15 protein-coding genes are annotated in these 17,762 nt (G+C 42.4%); 4 read left to right on the top strand and 11 right to left on the bottom strand.

The window, feature by feature from the left end; genetic code table 11:
* From L1068_RS21570 to L1068_RS21550, 5 genes are all read right to left on the bottom strand, one after another.
* Positions 1-346, bottom strand: a 346-nt coding sequence (locus L1068_RS21570) for a hypothetical protein (protein WP_237131923.1), incomplete at its 3' end; no start/stop codon positions are given.
* 189 nt (positions 347-535) lie between these two features.
* Positions 536-3,430 carry an aminomethyl-transferring glycine dehydrogenase gene (gene gcvP / locus L1068_RS21565; protein ID WP_237131922.1) on the bottom strand — a complete coding sequence of 965 codons (2,895 nt, stop codon included), beginning with the start codon at positions 3,428-3,430 and terminating at the stop codon, positions 536-538.
* 508 nt (positions 3,431-3,938) lie between these two features.
* The gene (gene gcvH, locus L1068_RS21560) at positions 3,939-4,328 is read right to left on the bottom strand and encodes a glycine cleavage system protein GcvH (RefSeq protein WP_237131921.1); all 390 of its coding nucleotides are present in this window, start codon (positions 4,326-4,328) and stop codon (positions 3,939-3,941) included.
* Between the two features lie 219 nt (positions 4,329-4,547).
* On the bottom strand, positions 4,548-5,630 hold the full coding sequence (gene gcvT, locus L1068_RS21555; RefSeq protein ID WP_237131920.1) for a glycine cleavage system aminomethyltransferase GcvT: 1,083 nt from the start codon (positions 5,628-5,630) through the stop codon (positions 4,548-4,550).
* Between the two features lie 249 nt (positions 5,631-5,879).
* Positions 5,880-6,470, bottom strand: coding sequence for a hypothetical protein (locus L1068_RS21550; protein WP_237131919.1), 591 nt, complete (start codon positions 6,468-6,470; stop codon positions 5,880-5,882).
* 141 nt (positions 6,471-6,611) lie between these two features.
* Between L1068_RS21550 and L1068_RS21545 the strand changes: the two genes are divergently transcribed.
* The gene (locus tag L1068_RS21545) at positions 6,612-7,454 is read left to right on the top strand and encodes a LysR family transcriptional regulator (protein ID WP_237131918.1); all 843 of its coding nucleotides are present in this window, start codon (positions 6,612-6,614) and stop codon (positions 7,452-7,454) included.
* Between the two features lie 117 nt (positions 7,455-7,571).
* Here L1068_RS21545 and L1068_RS21540 read toward each other — a convergent pair whose 3' ends face one another.
* The 3 genes from L1068_RS21540 to L1068_RS21530 are packed head-to-tail and all read right to left on the bottom strand — an operon-like array spanning position 7,572 to position 10,741.
* Entirely contained in the window at positions 7,572-8,363 is a 792-nt protein-coding gene (locus L1068_RS21540) for a methyltransferase domain-containing protein (RefSeq protein ID WP_237131917.1), read from the bottom strand.
* Positions 8,364-8,395: 32 nt separating this feature from the next.
* A complete protein-coding gene (locus L1068_RS21535) occupies positions 8,396-9,739 on the bottom strand; it encodes an MFS transporter (RefSeq protein WP_237131916.1) in 1,344 nt (447 codons plus the stop codon).
* A gap of 18 nt (positions 9,740-9,757) precedes the next feature.
* Positions 9,758-10,741, bottom strand: coding sequence for an SDR family oxidoreductase (locus L1068_RS21530; protein WP_237131915.1), 984 nt, complete (start codon positions 10,739-10,741; stop codon positions 9,758-9,760).
* 242 nt (positions 10,742-10,983) lie between these two features.
* Here L1068_RS21530 and L1068_RS21525 point away from each other — a divergent pair, with 242 nt between their 5' ends.
* Both L1068_RS21525 and L1068_RS21520 read left to right on the top strand, forming a co-directional pair.
* Positions 10,984-12,081, top strand: a complete 1,098-nt coding sequence (locus L1068_RS21525) for a sensor histidine kinase (protein WP_237131914.1) — start codon at positions 10,984-10,986, stop codon at positions 12,079-12,081.
* Positions 12,082-12,083: 2 nt separating this feature from the next.
* Positions 12,084-12,806, top strand: coding sequence for a LytTR family DNA-binding domain-containing protein (locus L1068_RS21520; RefSeq protein ID WP_237131913.1), 723 nt, complete (start codon positions 12,084-12,086; stop codon positions 12,804-12,806).
* 89 nt (positions 12,807-12,895) lie between these two features.
* Here the strand turns inward: L1068_RS21520 and hmpA are convergent, their stop codons facing one another.
* Genes hmpA through L1068_RS21505 form a run of 3 tightly spaced genes read right to left on the bottom strand, consistent with a single transcriptional unit; the run spans position 12,896 to position 15,674 of the window.
* Positions 12,896-14,086 carry an NO-inducible flavohemoprotein gene (gene hmpA, locus L1068_RS21515; RefSeq protein ID WP_237131912.1) on the bottom strand — a complete coding sequence of 397 codons (1,191 nt, stop codon included), beginning with the start codon at positions 14,084-14,086 and terminating at the stop codon, positions 12,896-12,898.
* A gap of 56 nt (positions 14,087-14,142) precedes the next feature.
* Positions 14,143-15,360 (bottom strand): NnrS family protein, encoded by a 1,218-nt coding sequence (locus L1068_RS21510; protein WP_237131911.1) that lies wholly within the window; start codon positions 15,358-15,360, stop codon positions 14,143-14,145.
* 20 nt (positions 15,361-15,380) lie between these two features.
* Positions 15,381-15,674 carry a hypothetical protein gene (locus L1068_RS21505; protein WP_237131910.1) on the bottom strand — a complete coding sequence of 98 codons (294 nt, stop codon included), beginning with the start codon at positions 15,672-15,674 and terminating at the stop codon, positions 15,381-15,383.
* A gap of 182 nt (positions 15,675-15,856) precedes the next feature.
* Here L1068_RS21505 and norR point away from each other — a divergent pair, with 182 nt between their 5' ends.
* Complete coding sequence (norR, locus tag L1068_RS21500; RefSeq protein ID WP_237131909.1) at positions 15,857-17,443, top strand: nitric oxide reductase transcriptional regulator NorR; 1,587 nt, start codon at positions 15,857-15,859, stop codon at positions 17,441-17,443.
* The last annotated feature ends 319 nt before the right edge of the window (positions 17,444-17,762 follow it).

Genomic DNA, 17,762 nt, shown 5'->3' with positions numbered 1-17,762 from the left:
GATATCCGTCTTTTGCTATTATCGCTTGACCAGCATTTAGTCTATTTGCAAGTAATGTAGCTACTTCACTACCAAAATTTTCAAAATCATCAATATTGGCTTCGTCCTCATCATTGAATTCAATAAAGTCACCAAGGTTACTTTCAAAATTCTTTGGTCCATTTTCACCTTGCTCAAAATCGCCAACTTTAATTCCTTGACCTCTAAAAAGGGTTGTTAACTGATGTATGACTTCGTTAGATAAATTTTCAATACTGGACTCTGTCTTAGTTTCAGCTTCAGCCATTCGAGTTTGAGCATTTCGCTTGATTGAAGAAACGATAAGATTATGAATTCGAGACTGCATAAATATCCTTTTAAATTATGCCTAGTAAGACGATCACGTTGTTCTAACGTCTGAAAGTTAAAAAATCAGTTTTTACGAAACTAGAACTAACGATATCGAAAAGCTTTAACCAATCCTACCCCAATTCCCCCCATAAAAAAAGCAGCCATTAGGCTGCTTTTTATTACATTCTATAACTAAATCAGTTAATTACGCATCATCACGATAGCTATCAACCGCCGGACAGCTACAAATTAAGTTGCGGTCACCGTACACGTCATCGATACGTGTTACGGTTGGCCAGAACTTGTCTTTTGCTACCGCTGGTACTGGGAATGCCGCGTAGAAGCGGTCGTATGCGCGCTCCCACTCATTACCTAGTACGTCAGCTTGTGTGTGCGGTGCAAATACAAGCGGGTTGTTTTCGATTGTCCACTCGCCAGAAGCAATTTTGTTTACTTCTGCTTTAATCGATACCATTGCTTCAATAAAGCGATCAATTTCCATTTTGCTTTCTGATTCAGTTGGCTCAATCATTAACGTGCCCGCTACTGGGAACGACATTGTTGGTGAATGGAAGCCGTAATCTTGTAAGCGTTTAGCGATATCCATTTCGGTGATACCGGTTTGCTCTTTGATTGGGCGTAAATCAACAATACACTCGTGCGCAACGCGGTTGTTTTGACCACGGTACAAGATTGGGTAGTGTTCGCTTAGCTTTTCAGTTAGGTAGTTAGCACTTACAATTGCCGTTTCAGTTGCTTGTTTAAGGCCCTCAGAACCCATCATTGCAATGTATGCCCATGAAATAGGTAGAATTGCAGCTGAGCCGTAAGGTGCTGCTGATACTGCGCCGTTACCTTCAGTTGTACCCGGTACGTTAATAACGCTGTGGTTAGGCATAAATGGTGCAAGGTGCGATTTAACACCAATTGGACCAACACCTGGACCACCGCCACCGTGTGGAATACAGAACGTTTTGTGAAGGTTAAGGTGCGAAACGTCAGAACCGATAAAGCCTGGGCTAGTTACGCCAACCTGTGCGTTCATGTTCGCGCCGTCCATATAAACTTGGCCGCCGTGCTGGTGAACGATGTCACAGATTTCCATGATGGTATCTTCAAATACACCGTGGGTAGACGGGTAAGTGATCATAATACAAGAAAGGTTTTCTGAAACCTCTTCTGCTTTTGCTTTAAGGTCAGCAACGTCAACGTTACCTTGCTTATCACACTCAACAACCACAACTTTCATGCTTGCCATTTGCGCAGATGCAGGGTTAGTACCGTGTGCAGAGCTTGGAATTAAGCACACATTACGGTGACCTTCGCCACGTGACTCGTGGTATTTACGAATCGCGATAAGACCTGCGTATTCACCTTGTGCACCTGAGTTAGGCTGAAGTGATACTGCATCGTAACCTGTAATGTTTACTAACCAGTCGTGTAACTCGTTAATCATTACTTGGTAACCTTCTGCTTGGTCTAGCGGGCAGAATGGGTGAAGGTTTGCAAACTCAGGCCAAGTAATTGGGATCATCTCAGCGGTCGCGTTTAGTTTCATGGTACATGAACCAAGCGAGATCATTGAGTGGTTAAGCGCTAAGTCTTTGTTCTCTAGGCGCTTGATATAACGCAGCATTTCAGTTTCGCTGTGGTAGCTGTTGAAATTAGGGTGCGTTAAGAATTCGTCATCGCGTACAAGCTTCTCTGGAATACCTGTGATGTTGTCTGTTGTTACTTGTGCATCAAGTGCTGCAACGTCAAGGCCGTGGCCTGCGCCAAGGATGATATCGAATAGTTCAGCTACGTCGTCACGTGTTGTGGTTTCGTTAACTGAAATTGAGAATTCACCGTCGTGATTTTTAGCAAAGTTAATCTCTGCTGCTTCTGCGCGTGCAACGATTTCGTCTTTGTTGCTTGTTACTGTGATGGTGTCAAACCAGGTGTCGTGCTTAAGCGTTACGCCTTTTGCTTTTAAGCCTGTTGCTAAAATGCTTGCGAAACGATTAATGCGTGATGCGATTGTGCGTAAGCCTTCTGCACCGTGGTAAACCGCGTAGAACGCTGCCATGTTTGCAAGTAACACCTGCGCAGTACAAATATTTGAATTCGCTTTTTCACGGCGGATGTGCTGCTCACGTGTTTGCATTGCCATACGTAGTGCGTCGTTACCTAAACGGTCTTTAGAAACACCAATAATACGGCCAGGAAGTGAACGCTTGTACTTATCGCGAGTTGCGAAGAATGCCGCGTGAGGACCACCGTAACCCATCGGTACACCAAAACGCTGTGCAGAACCTAACACTACGTCTGCGCCTAGTTTACCTGGCGCTTTAAGTAATACTAGTGACATGATGTCTGCTGCCACACAGGCGATTGCTTTTTTGTCTTGTACGTCAGCGATTAGACCTTGTACGTCAACAACTTCACCCGTTGTGCTTGGGTATTGGAAAAGCGCACCGAAGATTTCGTGATTTACTGCATCTGCCGCAGGGCCAACCACTACTTCAAAACCAAACTGTTCTGCACGTGTTGCTACAACGTCGATTGTTTGTGCGTGTACGTCTTCTGCAATAAAGAAGATATTTGCTTTTTTCGCTTTTGCTACACGCTTAGAAAGTGCCATTGCTTCAGCAGCTGCTGTTGATTCATCAAGTAGTGACGCAGACGCAAGGTCAAGACCTGTTAAATCCATTGAAAGCGTTTGGAAGTTAAGTAGTGATTCTAAACGACCTTGTGCGATTTCTGGCTGGTATGGCGTGTACGCTGTGTACCAACCTGGGTTTTCTAACACGTTACGTAAAATTACGTTAGGTGTGTGCGTTGGGTGGTAGCCCTGACCAATGTAAGATTTAAAAATCTTATTTTTGCTTGCTACTGATTTTAAGTAGCTCAGTGTTTCAACTTCAGTGCGGCTTTCACCAATGCTAAGACCTTGCTCTAAACGAATACTTGCAGGCACGGTTTCGTTCATAAGCTCTTCAACACTTGATACGCCCAGCTCAGCTAGCATTGCTGACATCTGGTTTGCGTCCGGACCGATATGGCGGCGGATAAAATCTTGCTTTTGCTCAAGTTGTTCAAGCGATTTTACGTTTGACATGTGTCTAACTTCCTATGGCATTTACATACACGACTAGCTAAGTTTACTGTGTGCTCAGTAAGCTTAGGCGGCCTTTCATCCGCTCGATATAATTGAGGTGAATGATTGGCTTTACTAATCAAAAATTTAAAAAATATTTAAAAAATTTATATTTAAATAAAACTTTTAAATATTCACTAGGTGTAAAAACATGAAAAGCTCCAAATCTGGAGCTTTTCATTAACAAATCGTTATACGATTAAGAGCGTATTGCCCTTTCTCGTTCCGATTTTGTTCATTTTGAGCGTGCATTTATCGCGGCGCTCGGCTTGCAGCTTAGTCATCTAAGTAAAGGCCGAGCAACAAAGAGAAAGGCGCGCTCAATTGAACCTAACAGGCAGCGCTTGATTGCCTTTTCTACTGTGTTATCGCCAGACTTATATAGAATAACTATACGACGCTGGCTCTGCCTTGTACAAAAACCAATCAAGCAGCTGCAAAAGCGAACTTGAAAGGTTAATACGCTCTACTAGTCTTCGTCGATCGAATTTTGGTAACCTTCAGCGTCAAGTAGGTTATCTAGCTCTGACTCGTCAGATGCTTTAATTTTGAATAACCAACCATCGCCGTATGGGTCAGAGTTAACTGTTTCTGGAGAATCTTCTAGTTCTTCGTTGATTTCAACGATAGTACCTGAGATTGGTGCGTAAATATCAGACGCTGCTTTTACAGATTCTGCTACTGCACAGTCTTCACCTGCATCTACTTCGTCGTCTACGTCTGGTAGGTCAACGAAAACCATATCACCTAATAGCTCTTGTGCGTGCTCAGAGATACCTACTGAGTAAACACCATTACCTTCAGCGCGAACCCATTCGTGTGAAGATGCATATTTTAAATCGGCAGGGATATTGCTCATTCTTATAAATCCTTCGGTTTAATTTATTTTGATATCAATTTTATCAAACTTTCAATCATCTTAGTGTGTTAAATGAATTCCTAACGTCGTTAAAATTTTCTTATGTAGCCCAACTACACCACTAAAATTTTGCCTCGTTATCAATCCATTTTCCTATCACTAATCTAGCTTGCCAGCTTGATGCAATTGATATAAGGGGTATTAATACCCCATATCGATTTAGATTACTGATTTACCATTGCGTACAAAGCAAGGTTTTACAACTTTTACGTCAACGTGCTTTTTACGCATTTCAACTTGTGCAGTGTCGCCAGTTGAGCGCGGCACGCGTGCAAGGGCAATACTGTGACCCAGTGTCGGTGAGAATGTACCAGAAGTAATCACACCTTCGCCACCGTCAACAATTACTTTAAGACCAGCGCGTAGTACGCCTTTTTCTTCAAGCACTAAACCAACTAATTTGTCAGTACTTTTTTCCTCGCGCTGCTTAGCAACCACGTCACGACCGATAAAGTCACGATCTGCTGGTTCCCAAGCCAGTGTCCACGCCATGTTAGCTGCAAGTGGTGATACCGTTTCGTCCATATCTAGGCCGTAAAGGTTCATACCTGCTTCTAAACGTAGCGTGTCACGTGCACCAAGGCCTGCTGGGCGAACACCTGCGTCTAAAAGTTCTTGCCATAACGCTTCTGCACCGTCGTTATGAACAACGATTTCATAACCGTCTTCACCAGTATAGCCAGTTGTTGCGATAAATAAATCACCCGCTTGTACGCCAAAGAATGGTTTCATACCTTCAACGGCAGCTTGTTGATTTTCGTCAAGAATTGTTGCCGTTTTTGCTTTAGCATTCGGGCCTTGTACCGCAATCATTGCGTATTCAGGGCGCTCAGTTACTTCAACTTTGAAGTTTGCAGCTACTGTAGCAATGTGCTTAAGATCTTTTTCGCGTGTTGCTGAGTTAACCACTAGGCGGTACTCAGTTTCAGTGAAGAAATAAATGATTAGGTCGTCAATTACACCGCCTTCGGCGTTAAGCATACCTGTGTATAACGCTTTACCAGCAACTTGTAGTTTTTCTACATCGTTTGCTACTAGTTTACGTAAAAAAGGTTTTGCATCTTCGCCTTTAACGTCAACGATTGTCATGTGTGACACGTCGAACATACCGGCATCTTGGCGAACAGCGTGGTGCTCTTCGATTTGTGAACCATAGTTGATTGGCATTTCCCAGCCGTGGAAATCAACCATTTTTGCACCCGCTTCAAGATGCTTGGCGTGTAATACAGTTTTTGAAGTCATAATATTCCTACACTTTCAAATCTACCCGCACTCGGTGCGGCGTGGCTTCAACAGGACAATTGTCCGGTTGAGGGAATAACATGGGCGGCGATTATACCGAAACAATATGGCTTTCGCACCCAGAAAGTTATTAGTTTTACGCATTATGTAATTAATTTATTTCAATAATTTTTATTTATTAAATTGATTACAACGCTAAATATAAAATAGCGGTAAAACTAACCGCTATTAACTTTGTTAAGCCTTTGCTTAAACTAGTAATTCTGCTTGCTCGCTAAAGCCTAGTGCAATAAATCGGCTTTGCCATTTAGCGAGCTCGTCGCTTTTTGCGACTAGCTCGTAACCCTTGTGGCTTTCTAAATGAGTAGCGGTTAAAAACACATTACCCGCTTGGCGCGCGTAGCGTTGCTGCTCACCGGTTAAAATAATGCCAGGTGTTAGTGCAAATTCGCTTAATACCGTTTTAAACGCATTATCACCACGCAGTGCTAAAATGCGTAAATCGTTACGGGTGATCACATCAATATCGTGCGACTCTTCCCCTTCACTTAACGCAGCAACTAAAGCAGGTGCAATGTCGTTATCGACAAAAATACGAAACGCCAGTTCAGTAAAGTAGTAAAGCTCAAGCGCAATTTCATTGACTTTTGCTGTGCAACGAAGCCCCATTCCCGGCACAGTTAAATGGCGTACATCACTGGAAATAAGTGTTTGTAAATACGGTAACGCAGCGCTGCCCGTCACATCAATAATGGTGCGATCGTTCATTTGCGCAATTTCGTTTGCGCCCGTGTATGCATTTTGATGGCTACCAAATAGCTGAGGCACTTGTGTTGTCATGCCCAATCTCCAGTGAAAATTAACAAGCAAAATTATGTTAGGCCACCTTGCAACAATCAAATTGTATTTTTTTATAAATTGATAAATAATACTAATCATCAAACAAAAATAAATTTCAAAATCTAATGTTTGGAGTGCTTTATGAAAAATATCCCAACTGATAGCTTACGCACCTTAATCACAGTGGTTGAGGTTGGCGGTTTTGCCAAAGCGGGTGAATTGCTTGGTTTATCGCAACCTGCTGTAAGTTTGCAGATTAAGCGTTTAGAAGAGTTATTAGGTAATAAGCTGTTTAAAAAACAAGGCCAGCGCCAAGTGCTTAACCAGCATGGGGAAATTTTAATGCCACTGGCAAAGCAGTTGCTTCAAGTAAACGACACTATTTTGCAAACCTTTAGCTCTGAGGTATTAGCAGGTAAAGTGCGTTTGGGTATTCCAAGTGAGTTTGCAGCCACCGTATTGCCTGCCATTATTGGTGATTTTGTAAGCCTGTACCCTGATGTTGCCTTAGAGGTAAAGTCAGAGCTCAGTAAAAAGCTACGCCACAGCGATAACCGCGAACAATACGATTTAATATTGGCACTATTAGAGGGCCCTGAGCAGTCTAAGTACCCTATTTTTATGGATGATGAGCTAGTATGGGTAGGTGATGTAAATAACATCAACACCGAAGTAGTTAATCTGATTGCCGCAGAAGAAGGCTGTATTTATCGCCGCCGCGCCATTGATGCACTGGAAAAAGCCGGATTAAAATGGCGTATTGTGTACACCAACGCCGACCTTGCTGGCATTAGCGCTGCATTAAAAGAAAACCTAGGCATTACAGTACTTGCCAAACACACGGTACCAAACGACTTAAACTGGGCAAAATCCACCAGCCAACTGCCTGAACTTGGCGAAGTAGGTATTAGCTTAATCAAACAAAGCGAAGAGTCGCACGCAGTTGATAAACTCGCTGAGTTTGTTCAATTACGATTAAAGTAACGGCTAGTTACTTTAATCGAATAAGTACTCACCTTATAAAAAGTAATGCTGTTCTAAGGCATTACTTTTGTATATGCACTTTTAATAACTACTATTAAATAAACACTGTTGCCAACGCTAATGTTGCTCTGCTTTACCAAACTTTAAAATAAAGCGACTGGTTTTACCCCGAATACCTTTTGCAAATACCGATTGTTCCAAATCGTCGTTTGGATTTATTAAATAAAAGGCTTCTTCTTTTAAACTAAACCCCAGTGATTGCAACTGATACTTCACAATATTTGCGTCAATTCGGTGTAAGTCATTAGCAGCGTCATAACCAGAACCCGCCTTGGCATGGTGATCAATAATAATCAGCACGCCTTCTGGTTTAAGTAAGTTTTTTATATGGCTAAAGGCCTCGCGATAATCCACAATCTTCTCGCGCATAATTTGCAATTCACCATTGCGATATCGATGGGTAAAAAACAAATCGTGATAGTTGATGCCCATAAACGCAATATCAATGCTCGACGAAGGCAACGGAAGATCTTTTATTGCAACTTGGTCAAAACGCATCATATTTTTGAGCGTTTGGCGCTTAGAACGCGCCAACATTTCTTTTTTGCCAAAGTGCCAAGTAAGCCTATCGTTATGAGCATAGACTTTACCTTGCTCTCCCACAGCACGAGCAAACAGTTCACTGTACCAACCGCCACCCGCATAAATATCAAGTATAATCTGTCCGCTGGCAACGCCTGCAAAACGCATTACTTGGGCTGGCTGTCTATTTGCATCGTGCTGTTTATCAACATCTGAACGATTAGGCTCTGTTAACAGTGTTTGTAATTGAGAGAGTGAGAGCGGTTCATAAGCAATACATGAAAAACTCACACAAACCATAATCAACATAAGGTATTTAACGTGCATCTTTTCTCCTTAAATTCATTGGTTCATGTACTTTAGGCATTTGAACGGCTTGCTGCTAATGGCGATAATTCAGCATTCTCTGTTTTTGATAAATGTGAATTCGCATAGCCTCTTCCGAGCAAAAAGCCAAAAAACGCCCAAAGTGATGCGATACTCGCCCCCACCAGTGAGACTGCAAATAATCCAAGTCCTAAACCATCGGTTAACCCCGCGAATAACATGCCACTTACCGCATCGCCGCCACGATAAACGGCTACATCAATTACCGGTTTTGCTTTAAAACGTTCATCTACCGTTACTTGAGTAAACAGCATTTCTCTTGCAGGGCGAGTAAGTGAGTAGTTACCTGCGCGGCGCACAATTTGAATTACCAAAATCACCATCACGCTTGGCGCAAATGCCAAAATCAATAAACCAGCCATTAACAAAAGTGGCACTAGCGCCAAAGACACACCTAGCCCCGCTTTTTTAACTAAGCGCCCAGAGACAAAAAACGCCATAACAAAGGTCAGTACATTCACAAACCAATCAATGCTTGCCAATATTTGTGTGCGCTCTGCCCGCGAATACGGCGCCAGTAATTGTTTTTGTTCAAAGTAAATAAATGAGCCGATAAATACATACAGCAAAATAAATGCGGCAATGCCTAACAGTTTTGGATTTGAAATAAGTGATTTAAACCCGCTTGCCCAGCCTTGTGCCAATGATAATGTTGTTGCATCAAAACTATGCTGCGTATTGTGAAGTTGCGTATGCTTTAAGCGGTAAATATATAAAGTGAGAGGCACCACCAGCATTAAGGCTGAGGCGGCGATTAACATAAGCTGCCCTTCATCTAATACACTGCCAAAAAGTGACGGAATAGACGGGCCGATAATCGCGCCAGCACTTGCGCCCGCAGCGATGATGGGAAATAAACGCGTGCTTTGTTTTTGATTAAAGGTGTCGGACATAAAGCTCCAAAACACCGAAATATGAAATAAGCTAAATGCGCTCACCCACACATAAAAGGCCTTTTCAATCAAAACGGCGGAGGAAAACAGCGGCATTAACAAATAAAACGCGATAAAACTGCCTGCAAATAAGCTATAAACGGTTGGCACTATGTACTTAAACTTGAGCTTATCAATCGCAAAGCCATACACAGAGACAATCACTACGCTAATAACAAACTGCATATTCCATAAAAAACTCACCTCGCTGTCGCTCCAATCGCTGGCAAGGGCGTCTCGCACAGGGCGCAGCACAAAATACGCCGCCATTAAAATAAATGCCATAATAAATGCCGCGAGTGTGGCAGTTTGCTCGTTCGATTTAACCTGCGACAAGGTGTTTAATAAACCTGAAATACTCAATTTACGTGTTTGACTGGTCATGCTATCACTCCTCACACGCTACTGATTTGCTTTGTCGATTTCGTGCGACAGCCATGCAAGCATCTGTTTTTTATCAAACGTAAACGCATGTGAGGCATTAAGCTCAGCTACTTTTTTGAGCGTGTTTTTAATTGGCATCATGGCCTCTTGCTCGTTGGGTACTACTAGGTAGCGCAAATGGGGGGTTTCATCGAATAGTGCTTTCACAACCGCATTGGCAACATCATCGGGCGCTTTAAAACGGCTGCGATCAGGGTTGGTAAATTTGGCAAACCGTTTGTATTCATCCTGATAGCGAGAATTGGCAAAATGATGCCCTTGTTTTTCCAAGCGACGTTTCAGGTTTTTCATAATATTGGAGTTGTAATTTCCAGGCGCAATAACACTGACTTTCACATCAAACTTACGCATTTCTGCAGATAACGCTTCACTAAACGCTTCGATGGCATGTTTTGTCATGCTGTAAGGGCCAAACATGGTGCTCGACATCAATCCTGAAATTGAACCAATATTGGCAATGCGTCCTTTGTTTTCGATAATTAATGGCGCAAACGCCTTAGTAATTCGATAAGGCCCCATTACATTGACGTTGTGTTGAAACTGAAGATCGCGCTCGGGGATTTCAATTAAGGGGCCAAACACCGCAACCCCTGCATTATTAACAAGGCCATGAAGCTTTTTGCCCGACGCTTTAACGGTATTTACTGCTGCATCGATATCTGACTGAATGGTTACATCTAACCGTATTGCTTGCACATTTGTAAGTTGGTTCAATGCATCAATGTCTTTTTGCTTGCGTGCGCCAGCAAATACAAAGTGTCCTTGGCGTGCTAACGTTTCAGTGATTGTTCGACCAATGCCTGAACTTGCACCAGTAACCAAAATGGCTTTTTGGTGTTGCACTGTTGCTGCTTTTGCATGTGATGCCTCAAGAGTGGCTTGTCTGTCATCAGCAAACGCGATGTGTGTGGTTAAAATAAAAAGGGTGATGAGTAAACGCATAATAATGTCCTGCTATTAAAAGTAAGACTCAGTGTTATGGGTTTTCTAGCGCGTGTGTATTTACTCGACCAACCGCTTACAACTAGCGATTAAATTGGTGATATGGGCGTTTTGCTAAAAAGCGACAGAAAAGCTGTTTTCGTCGACAGTAACGATGCGTTTGTCTATACACTAGCTCTTTGATTTGTTATTGAGATATAGTGAAAGCGATACCCCAGTAAATTCAGAGCTGCCAAACTAAGATGTTGAATGAACTAAATAAAGCAAACAATACCCTTACACAGCCAAAAAGCACACACATTTGGTTGTTAGCGTTTTGGATATTGGTGTTTTTACTGAACATGGGGCCGCACTGGGAAAACTACGCATCATTCAAAGAAATAATAGAAACCATCGGCAACATTGTATTTGCGCAAGCCGTCGTTGCATTTGTAACCTTAAAGTTCTTAGTGTCCAAGTTACTTGATAAAGACCAAATGCCCCTTTTTATCGCCGCGTTATTGGGTGTACTTTTACTTGGTGCATACTGGGTGATTGCTGTTCGCTATTTTTATATTGAACCCAGTTACCCAGAGACCTACCAAAATTTGCTCTATGTTACACAGGATCAGGGCATTCAGTATCGTTTATTTAGCTTTTGGGCATTGAAATACATTATCTTTTCAAAAATGCCACAACTGTTTTTCCCAACAGCAGTGCTTATGGCAAGGCAGTTTTACAAAAAACAAAGCTATATTTTGGAGTTAAAAGAGCAGAAAAACTTAGCCGAATTAGCCGCTTTAAAAAACCAACTAAACCCGCATTTTATTTTTAATACACTTAATAATTTGTATTTACTGGCACTGAAAAAGTCCGACCAAACACCGCTGGTAATTGAAAAGCTGGCTGATATTTTAGATTACGTAGTTTATCGCTGTAACGAGCGCTATATATCGCTTAATAGTGAAATTACACTTATACAAAACTACCTAGATTTAGAATGCATTCGTAAGTCAGACACGCTCAAAGTGAATTTTTCTAGCGAGATTAATCATCCCCACACCATCGCCCCTTTGCTGTTATTAAACTTGGTGGAAAACGCCTGTAAACACAGCACCAGTAATGAGCTAAATACCGCGTTTGTCGACATTGTGTTAACCTCAAATCGTGATGCAATCACCTTTGAAGTTAAGAACTCAATTCCAGAGCACAGCGAAGCCAATAACGATTCGCCCAGTGTGGGTTTAAACAATATGACCAAACAACTTGAAATGCTCTACCCTAACGCATTTTCACTGACCATTGATCATACCAAAAATAGCTATTTGGCGACCCTCACACTTAACATGGAAACAAAGTAAGTATGGCAATTCAAACTCAACAAAAACGCTATCGCTGCATCATTGTGGATGATGAAGCGCTTGGCCGCGAACTGATTGAAATGCATTTAGCGCAGTTTGCTGAATTTGAACTCGTTGCCAGCTGCAGCAGCGCCATTGAAGCGCATCAATTATTACAAAACCAAAGCGTGGATTTATTGTTTTTGGACATTGAAATGCCGGTGTTAAAAGGCACTGATTTTTATCAAAATCTTGCGCATAAACCCTATGTTATTTTTACTACCGCGTATCGCGACTATGCCATTGCAGGGTTTGAGTTAGATGCGGTGGATTACCTATTAAAACCCATTGTGTTTTCGCGTTTTTTTAAAGCCATTGAAAAGTTTAAACAACGCATAACTAACACACTTCACGCTGAACCAAGTGTGCCAACGCAACAAACGCCAAATGCGATGTTTGTGCGTGAAAACCGCAAACAAGTACGCATTGTGTTTGAAAACATTTTATATATAGAAGGGTTAAAAGATTACATAAAAATCTTTTTGCACGATGACAGTCATATTATCAAAAGCAGTATGAGTGCCTTTGAAAGCCAGTTGCCAAGTAACTTTGCCCGTGTGCACCGCTCGTTTATTGTGAATATAGACCACATTAGCGCTTATGCGCACCAGTATGTGGAGCTGGGCGATATTGAAATACCCATTGGCGATCAGTTCCGAGAAAAACTACAGGAAAAGCTTTGTTAGTAAAGGTGTTGTTACTTTTATCCAGTAACAACACCTTTATATTAAAAATAACCCAAAGCTATTTTTTAGGGTTTTGCTGTTTCCAACCGTTATAAATCAGCATGTGGGCCAAACACTTCGTAGTGAATACGTTCTTCGCCAACTCCCATATCTAATAATTGTTTTTTGATAAAACGCATAAAAGCGACTGGGCCACACACATAAAAGTGCGCTTGCCCGTATGGTAATCGGGCATTATTTAAATCAACCAGTCCGTTAAAAGTAGTGTTTGATTGATTGTTGCCATCATTCGCGTCTTCATACCAAGTGTAGGTTTGCCAATTATTTAAAGCAGTAAGCTCCGCTGTACGGGCTTTAAACGAATGCTGCTCAATTGATTGACAGGCATGTAAGTAGTACACATCCTGCTCATAATTGAGCGCAGCTAAATACTCTAACATTGATTGCATTGGAGTAACCCCAACCCCTGCTGAAATCAGTACCACAGGTGATTGTTTGTCTTCAAAGAAGAAATCACCTGCTGGTGCGTTAACCAAAAGGCTATCGCCCCCTTCAATATGATCATGCAAGTAATTAGACACAATACCATTTGGTTCGCCTACTTCGCGCTTAACTGAAATGCGGTAATTTTTTCCATTTGGTTTGGTAGATAACGAATACTGGCGAATTTCAGTAAAGGGGTGATCCTTCGGTTGCACCGAAATACCTAAATATTGCCCTGGTATAAAACCAACAACGTCTTTACCGTCTTCTGGTGTTAAAACAAAACTCGTGACCAATTCAGATTCTTTACTTTTTTCACTCACCACAAACGGGCGGCTATCGCGCCAACCACCTTGGCTTTGTGCGCGGCTATCATAAAGCTCCCCTTCTCGATGAATAAACACAGACGCTAAAAAGTCATATGCTGCAGTCCATGCTTCTTCTACGTCTGCGGTAAATAACTCACCTGTTAATTCACGTAGGGTTTCTGTAAGGTGATGGCCCACGATTTGGTACATTTCGGGTTGAATATTAAAGCTTGTGTGTTTATGGGCTATGCGCTCAACCGCACTTTTTAATGCGCCCACATTATCAATGTAATGGGCATACGCTGCGATGGCTTCGAAAAGCGCAGCTTTTTGTCTGCCAGACTCTTGATTACTCATATTAAAAATATTTTTAAGCTCAGGATGATGATTAAAAAGACGCGAATAAAAATGATCTGTTAAAGCAGGCCCGGTTTCTGTAAGTAATGGCACTAGACTTTTAATAATATCGATATGACGTTGTTGTAACATGGTTTACCTCGTGTGTTGCAACGTGTTGTTAGAATTAAGAAATAAATAATTAAGAATTAACGAAAGCCATCTTGGCGAGGCGCTTTCAAAATGGGCAAATAAACCCAAATAAACATGAAAAATGCAGTTATCCAGAGCATTGCGCTTAGTTGCCACGCTAGGTGTGCATAGCCCAAAGAAGGCATTAAAGCGCGAATAATTGCGGCCAAAGCCATGAGTAAAAATGCATAACTGATAACGGGTTTGGGCATCAATATTCGGCCAGTATGACCCAGCGAAACACGGCTCATCATAGATAAGACCATCAGTCCCATCGCCCCCACAGTGATTACATGAAGCCCAGAACTAAAAGCGATAAGCGGTGTGAAATAACTTGCACCGAGTAAAATTAGACCAACGCCCAGCGCGCCATACGACAAATGCAACGACCATAAAAGCGCAATGCCTGCAGTTTTATTACTTTGCCAAAAACCCAGCTTTGCAAGGTGCAAACACCCTGCAGCAATCATTAAATACGCAGGTGATAACGGCAGTGAAATATAAAAGTGACTGAAAAAAACCAAAGCACCTAGCAATGAGGTAGTCTGTAACAGCGGGTCTAGCAGCTTAGGGTGCGACACTGCCGCTAATTTGGCGCCATTTCGAGTGAAAAACGGAATAACACGCCCACCCACAATGCCCATTAAAACGCCAAACATCAACACCATAGTACGGCCAATATGCAGGGCCTGTGCAGTATCAATAGTTAGCTCACTGATTAAAAGTGCCATTTCAAGAAGTGCCATCACACTAAATAGCGGTATAAACAGATAATTACGGCGGTTTTTAGCAAGCAACACTATGTGCGAGTAAATAGCTATGATGCTTATCCACCAAAGGCCTTGCAGCACAGTTGCCAAAATAACGGTTGCGGTTGAGTTAACAAAAAACAAAACGCGGATCACCAACCACAAGCTAACCAATGCCATTAATGGCAGCCCTTTAATGCTTGGCCTGCCGGTCCATGTTTGCACCGCAGTTAACACAAAACCAGTGGCAATGGTGGCACCAAAGCCAAATAGCATTTCGTGCAGATGCCATACCGTTGACGTAAGCCCTGTTGGGTTTAACTGCCACCACGCATTTAAAAAGCCAAGCCAGATAGTCATGGCGACAATCGACGCTAATGCCCCCAAAATAAAGCTGGAGCGAAATGCCAACTGAAAAAACGGGTGCTCTGCAAATGAGGCTGGTTGCGTTGAGTTTTCAGCCAAAGGTTCTTGAATGTGTAACATTGCTTATTCCTTCCTTTTCACTACACGCGAAGGCCTAAGCCATGTTGCCCAATACAACGGATCACATAACCAATTTTAAATAATGCGGGAAATACCATGGTGCCAATGTGGGCAGCAATTTGTTGACCGATAGAAAAATACTCAGCAAATGGGTAACTGATCAGCAAACAACCCATAAACAAACTAACCGGCACCAGCATTAACCAATTACCCACTTGCTTAGTTAAGCTAAACACGTTTTTTTGCTTTTTTTGTGTAAGCGTTAGCGCACGCTCATGATTGATAAACGCAGTATCATTAACCACTTGCTGCATAATTAAGCCTTAATTTCATTTAAATTCAGCTTGATATAGCAGCAACGATGCCAAAATTAATTTATTAATATTAATCAGCTAGTTAATTAAAATAAGTGCTTTTAAAAACCAACAAATAAGTCAATTTGACACATCGTAAAAATAAGTCATAATGACACAGATGTGTTTATGGGTGATTTTGTATGGCAATTAACTCTTTTACCTTAGTGGAATTTGCAAAAGCGCAAGTGACCAGTCTCGATAATCAAGACAGATTTGAACAGCTGTTACAAACCCTTGCGACGGTGATTGAGTGCGAGGCCATTGCTCTATTGGCGCTGCGTGGCGAAGTATTAAAACCACTTGCTATTAAAGGGCTTACACCCGATACACTCGGTAGGCGTTTTGTTATTGGCGAGCATCCGCGTTTTGCAGCAATTTGTGAAGCAAAAGAACCTGTGCGTTTTGCATCATCTAGCCCTTTACCCGACCCTTATGATGGCCTAGTTGCTGATCACCCCGGTGATTTACCTATTCACGCTTGTATGGGCTTACCACTTTATTTTGCCGAGCGTTTAATTGGCATTTTGACCTTTGACTCACTAAAGCCCAACGCCTTTGACGACTTAGGCCAAGACAAACTTGATGCTCTAGCCGCCATCGCTGCAGCCACCTTAAAAATTGCCCTCACACTCGATGAATTAGAACAGCGCAATTCACGCTCGCATTTACTAATGGCAGAGCTTAGCCAAGAAGCTATCGCCCGTGATGGCAACGAATTAATTGGCGACAGCCAAGCCATGGTAAAGCTAAAGCAAGAAGTTAATTTAGTCGCTGCATCGCCTTTTAGCGTGCTTATTCAAGGTGAAACAGGCGTAGGTAAAGAGCTTATTGCACGGCGCTTGCACTTACAGTCAAGCCGCGCCGATAAACCTTTGGTGTATGTAAACTGCGCTGCTCTGCCTGAAAACTTAATTGAAAGCGAGTTATTTGGCCATGTAAAAGGCGCATTTACCGGTGCCGATAAAAACCGCGCGGGTAAATTTGTGTTGGCCGATGGCGGCACGTTATTTTTAGATGAAGTGGGCGAACTGCCACTCGCAGCGCAAAGTAAACTTTTGCGCGCGCTACAATCCAATGAAATACAACCCGTTGGCCAAGATGATATTCATTATGTTGATGTACGCGTAATTGCCGCAACCAACCGCGATTTAGCAGAGGAAGTAAATAACGGAAACTTTCGCGCCGATTTATTTCACCGTTTGAGTGTATACCCCGTTACTATTCCACCGCTGCGCGCTCGAAATGGCGATATTGCCTTATTGGCAGGTTATTTTGTCGAGCAATCACGGCGCAAACTAGGCTTGCAACAGCTTAAAATCGCCAAAGATATGCTGCCCTATTTAAATGCCTATCATTGGCCTGGCAATGTGCGCGAACTAGAACATGTGATCAGCCGCGCGGCACTGAAAGCATCGGTAAATGCCAAATCTCCCATTGTAATAATCAACCCGATTGATTGCGGCGAATTAGTAAGGGAACTGGCAATTGACGGCACAAGTAGCGATGAGCCAAAGGCTAGCCCAATTCAAACGCAGCAATTTTTGCTAAAACCCGATGAAAGCCTAAAACAAGCAACAGAGCGCTTTCAAAGCGAGATGATACGCAACACGCTAACAGCTCATAATGGCAATTGGTCGGCCGCAGCACGAGGACTTAACACCGACCGCGCTAATTTAACCCGCCTTGCAAAACGTTTAGGTATTAGTGTAACAAAGCAGATTAGTTGATTTGATGCTTAGGAGCGAAATAAGAGAATAGAGAAATCTGATTACAACTTCCTGTGCATCATAAAGCCCATCCATGGGCTTCATGTTACTTTTCTTTGCTTCGCCAAAGATAAAGTAACCAAAAGAAAGGCGACCGCTCTATCAAACTTTATCCGCAAAGCAACTTTGAATTTTTAGATAAACGCCATGAAGCGGCATCCATGCCTAAGCATGGCTTACTCGACTCGCTGCGCTTCCTGTCTCGCATTATCAATCCAAAGTAGATTTCGGGTTTGATATAAGCGTATGGGAATGCAGCAACAGCTTGTAAAGTCGCAAT

This window comes from Pseudoalteromonas sp. MMG024, from assembly GCF_021654175.1.
Lineage (GTDB): Bacteria > Pseudomonadota > Gammaproteobacteria > Enterobacterales > Alteromonadaceae > Pseudoalteromonas.
Note: the sequence above shows the minus strand (reverse complement) of the source record. Positions and strands in the feature narration are given on the sequence as shown.

Bases quoted from the DNA above. Each gene is read 5' to 3' on its own strand.
- gcvT (WP_237131920.1), bottom strand. From the start codon at position 5,630: ATGACTTCAAAAACTGTATTACACGCCAAGCATCTTGAAGCGGGTGCA.
- L1068_RS21535 (WP_237131916.1), bottom strand. From the start codon at position 9,739: ATGACCAGTCAAACACGTAAATTGAGTATTTCAGGTTTATTAAACACC.
- L1068_RS21510 (WP_237131911.1), bottom strand. From the start codon at position 15,360: ATGTTACACATTCAAGAACCTTTGGCTGAAAACTCAACGCAACCAGCC.
- L1068_RS21505 (WP_237131910.1), bottom strand. From the start codon at position 15,674: ATGCAGCAAGTGGTTAATGATACTGCGTTTATCAATCATGAGCGTGCG.
- L1068_RS21525 (WP_237131914.1), top strand. From the start codon at position 10,984: ATGTTGAATGAACTAAATAAAGCAAACAATACCCTTACACAGCCAAAA.
- gcvP (WP_237131922.1), bottom strand. From the start codon at position 3,430: ATGTCAAACGTAAAATCGCTTGAACAACTTGAGCAAAAGCAAGATTTT.
- L1068_RS21530 (WP_237131915.1), bottom strand. From the start codon at position 10,741: ATGCGTTTACTCATCACCCTTTTTATTTTAACCACACACATCGCGTTT.
- L1068_RS21540 (WP_237131917.1), bottom strand. From the start codon at position 8,363: ATGCACGTTAAATACCTTATGTTGATTATGGTTTGTGTGAGTTTTTCA.
- L1068_RS21550 (WP_237131919.1), bottom strand. From the start codon at position 6,470: ATGACAACACAAGTGCCTCAGCTATTTGGTAGCCATCAAAATGCATAC.
- gcvH (WP_237131921.1), bottom strand. From the start codon at position 4,328: ATGAGCAATATCCCTGCCGATTTAAAATATGCATCTTCACACGAATGG.
- norR (WP_237131909.1), top strand. From the start codon at position 15,857: ATGGCAATTAACTCTTTTACCTTAGTGGAATTTGCAAAAGCGCAAGTG.
- hmpA (WP_237131912.1), bottom strand. From the start codon at position 14,086: ATGTTACAACAACGTCATATCGATATTATTAAAAGTCTAGTGCCATTA.
- L1068_RS21545 (WP_237131918.1), top strand. From the start codon at position 6,612: ATGAAAAATATCCCAACTGATAGCTTACGCACCTTAATCACAGTGGTT.
- L1068_RS21520 (WP_237131913.1), top strand. From the start codon at position 12,084: ATGGCAATTCAAACTCAACAAAAACGCTATCGCTGCATCATTGTGGAT.